We start from the raw sequence: 3,825 nt of genomic DNA, 5'->3' as shown, positions 1-3,825 counted from the left end.
TAACGGGGAGTATCTGGTCACGGCGGCGGGCTACCACTTTGAAGAGAACCGCTACGCAAGCGGCGAGGGGGAAACCATTCACCGCACCGATTTCAGCGTCATTCCGGCGGCGGTGTCGTATCGTCCGGCGCAGTCCACGGCGTGGCCGCGTACCTACGGCCCGCAGACCGCGAAAGTGGTGGGGCCGCAGGGGGAGAGTATCTGGACGGACAAATATGGCCGCGTGAAGGTGAAGTTCCACTGGGACCGTCTGGCGAAGGGCGATGACACCAGCTCCTGCTGGGTGCGTGTGTCGAGCGCGTGGGCGGGCCAGGGCTACGGCGGGGTGCAAATTCCGCGCGTCGGCGATGAGGTGGTGGTGGACTTTATCAACGGCGACCCGGACCGTCCGATTATCACCGGGCGCGTATACAACGACGCGAGCATGCCGCCGTGGGCACTGCCCGCAGCGGCAACGCAGATGGGTTTTTATAGCCGCAGCAAAGATGGCCATAAAGACAATGCCAATATTCTCCGTTTTGAAGATAAAGCTGGGCACGAGCAGATCTGGATCCATGCAGAGAAAAATATGGATACGGATATCGAAAATTCTGAAACCCATGATGTCGGTGTCGATCGTAGAAAGACCATTGGACAGGATGAAAATATTACGATTAAGCGGAACCTGAAATCAGATGTAGGTAATAATGAAACGCATAATATTACTAACAAGCACGTTATAAACGTTGGGAAAGATCAAACCGTCTTGACCATGGATAAAGAAGGTAACGCGCTGCTGGAATCTGTGACCACGATTAAACTCAAAGTTAAAGACAACTATCTTCTAATCGCCCCGGATACCATTGAGATTCATGTAGGCGAAGGCAACCTCAAAGCAGAGGCTGTAGAGCAAGCCGTCTTCAAAGGTGATGTGCTTACAAAACTGGGTGATGGTATTAATACCGAGCTCAAGGCAAATGATACGGTGAGTATCACGGGAACTAACCTTACCGATATTAAGGGCGCGATTGTAAAAGTTAACAGTTAATCTGCGTACAGAGAACGCTATTATGGGAAAACCAGCCGCCAGAGCGCGCATTGATTCCAGCGCACATACTGGCCCAATTCAAAGCGGAAGTCCCAACGTAATTATTGGCGGATTTCCGGCGGCACGAAAAGGCGACCCGCTTTCATGTTCTCAACATGGTCAGGGAAGTATTCTCAGCGGTTCAACAACGGTATTTGTGAACGGTTTACCTCTCGCCAGGGAAGGCGACAAGACGGGTTGCAATACTTCAGCGACCCCTGCGGTTGCAACCACACAACCTGCACCTCCGCAATATTGGGGAGGAACCGCGGCGAAGGATGCGGGTAAAGATGGTGCTATACATGGTGATGTTTACGACGCCCGGGTGCTCGGCGCCTATGCGAGTCTCGAAGATAAATCCGGCTTTGGAAAACCCGATACGGCTTCAGTCGGATTTGCGCTTGCCGATATCACGGTCGGGAATACAAAAAGCCAGGATAAATATAAAGGCGAGGTTCGTACAAAAGTAGGGGTGGCGAATGCCAGCGGCACGTTAGTGACAGATAGGGCCGATTACGGGGCTATCAACCTCAATGCTAATGCTACCGCGATACAATATGGCGCCTCGGGTAGCATTGGAAAAGAAGGGGAGCAATACGGCGGGGTTGGTGGGGACGTGTATCTGGCAACCGCTGAAGCGAAGGCTGTCAGTGAAATGTACGACGGTAATAAAGGACGTTATGGTTTTAATGTGGAACTTGGCGCAGAAGCAGCGGCGGTCAAAGGAGAAGCGACGGCTAAAGCCGATTTTTATGGCGTAGTCGTTGCCGATGGCAAACTTTCAGGAAGTGCAGGGAGCGCTGGCGCTTCTGCTGGCGTGGGAACCTGGATTGATAGTACAGATTATTCGTTTAACCTCAAGGTGTCAGGTGAGCTTGCAGTGGCGCTTGGTCTGGGAGGGGATGCCAGTATCAAATTGGCTCTCAAACCGATCCTTGACTGGATTTATGACGATGATGAGAGCAAGCCTTCTCCAGCGGCGGGCAGTGGCGATGGTGTGATTAAGACGGGCTGTGTTACAGTCCTGGTAGGAGATTAAAATGTGTATATGGGGAACGTTGTGATGCATTGGTTTTTCTTTATTCTCTTTATGATTTGGACGCTAGCGCTAATCTGGAATGGAAAAGATTTATTTAACAAAAAACAATGGCTCTTGGCTGGGTTGATGTTCGTTCTGGTGCTAGTGGCTACAGTCGTCATTGGCTTTACGTTGAAATGGCTTGCTCAGTCAATGTCATTATTTTCCGTGGCAACGGCCAAACATTATTCGATCATCTTATCCATGTCTTTCCTGTGCGTCTGGGGATTAAAGGTCACAGTAGTCCTGCTGTGTACGTTATTTTCCGGGATTATGGGGGGGCACAAAAGATACAACGCAGAAAATTATGAAAAATTATCGTCTATGACACGTGCCGTGGCGCCTGGCTTACTTATCTTTGCTAAAAGCTTAATTACCCTCGGAAGCTTCCTTATGTTTTCGGGTTTATGGCTTAAGTAAGCGCGACGAATGAGGTTGCATTATGGTTACTGAAAAAAAATATCTTTTTCCTCTCGAGATGAAGGATCAGGAAAAAGAGATTCGGGAAAAATTCTGGAAATGTCTCTATACCTCCGCAGAAAAAGAGATGTTTCATTACTGGCTACTGTTACCACAGAATGTTAAGCCAGCAGAGTTAAAACCGGTCACGTTTCAGGAGGTTGGACTGACGAATATTGGACGATACATCGCCGATGACACCGGCCCCTATATTGAAGTCTGGGCTGCATATGAACACTGCAAGTGGGAGATGAATGCGTCAGACTGGCTTATCAATAAGCTCGACTTAATGGGCGAGAAAGTATTGAGCCAGAGGATAATTACGCATCCTTCAGGAAGTGGGAAATTTGCGGATATCCTGTCCATTAAAAAGATGCCATCGGGTGATGAGGTCGTTTCACGGTATACGGTGCAAAAGGATTATAATCCTGTAAATGGTGGAGGGAATTACTTCCTTTTGAAAACGGCTTGTGGTTCTAAGGATTACAATGCGATCGCCGATACTATTTTCCTGATTGCTATTAACTGGGATTTAATGCATCGCAGCAATATGATGCTTTCAGAACTGTTGAAAACAGTTAGCCTTAGCAACAAAAATGACAGTGGATTTAAAATTCCGGATTCATGGCAGGTGAGTACACTGGATGATAATCGTCTGGTAATTGAACACACGTTAGGTAATGTCAACCATGGAGTGATTAATTTCTGTCTTTTCCGTCAGACTGATTATCCTTCTGCGCAGGCTATTTTCGAAGAAGCAACTGCGCGCTTTAACCGTCACGATAGTGCGGTCTCTCTTACGACGTCGGACATTGCCAGCATTCCAAATGATATCAACCTCACGTTTACAGGCGATCTTTATAGCTGTACTGGAGAGGTTGTCAGCGCTGCTGAGAATATCAGGGCTTATTACGACATGCGTATCTTCAAAATTAATGATTTATGGTGTTACGTTGAGGTAGTTGGGCCCCATCGTAATCATCGGGATTATTATTACGAAACCAATAAACGATGTATGGAAATCATTCTTTCTACGTTTCATGTGGAAAAATTGTGACTTCGCAATATTAATTTAATATCATCCAAATAAAACCACAGAAAATGTGGTTTTATTTTTGTTGCATGGGAATAAACCTTACCGCTACGCATTGTCATATCAATAGCTTAGCCGCCAGCGAACTCAAAAATTATTTTACTTCTTGCACTGAGATTAGCCCACAGT

General features: G+C 47.5%; 4 protein-coding genes. All 4 read left to right on the top strand.

All coding sequences use genetic code 11. The annotated features are described in order from the left end of the window. Positions 1-1,027, top strand: a 1,027-nt coding sequence (locus E0L16_RS21885) for a type VI secretion system Vgr family protein (RefSeq protein ID WP_131638307.1), incomplete at its 5' end; no start/stop codon positions are given. Between the two features lie 22 nt (positions 1,028-1,049). Beyond that, the gene (locus E0L16_RS21880; RefSeq protein WP_131638305.1) at positions 1,050-2,105 is read left to right on the top strand and encodes a PAAR domain-containing protein; all 1,056 of its coding nucleotides are present in this window, start codon (positions 1,050-1,052) and stop codon (positions 2,103-2,105) included. Between the two features lie 24 nt (positions 2,106-2,129). Next, entirely contained in the window at positions 2,130-2,564 is a 435-nt protein-coding gene (locus E0L16_RS21875) for a hypothetical protein (RefSeq protein ID WP_022651399.1), read from the top strand. Between the two features lie 22 nt (positions 2,565-2,586). Continuing rightward, the gene (locus E0L16_RS21870; RefSeq protein WP_131638303.1) at positions 2,587-3,660 is read left to right on the top strand and encodes a hypothetical protein; all 1,074 of its coding nucleotides are present in this window, start codon (positions 2,587-2,589) and stop codon (positions 3,658-3,660) included. Positions 3,661-3,825 lie beyond the last annotated feature (165 nt).

The organism is Enterobacter quasihormaechei (genome assembly GCF_004331385.1).
Taxonomy (GTDB): Bacteria; Pseudomonadota; Gammaproteobacteria; order Enterobacterales; family Enterobacteriaceae; genus Enterobacter; species Enterobacter quasihormaechei.
Note: the sequence above shows the minus strand (reverse complement) of the source record. Positions and strands in the feature narration are given on the sequence as shown.

What these genes read in the sequence shown, in the direction of transcription:
- E0L16_RS21875 (WP_022651399.1), top strand. Translation starts at nt 2,130, where the DNA reads ATGCATTGGTTTTTCTTTATTCTCTTTATGATTTGGACGCTAGCGCTA.
- E0L16_RS21870 (WP_131638303.1), top strand. Translation starts at nt 2,587, where the DNA reads ATGGTTACTGAAAAAAAATATCTTTTTCCTCTCGAGATGAAGGATCAG.
- E0L16_RS21880 (WP_131638305.1), top strand. Translation starts at nt 1,050, where the DNA reads ATGGGAAAACCAGCCGCCAGAGCGCGCATTGATTCCAGCGCACATACT.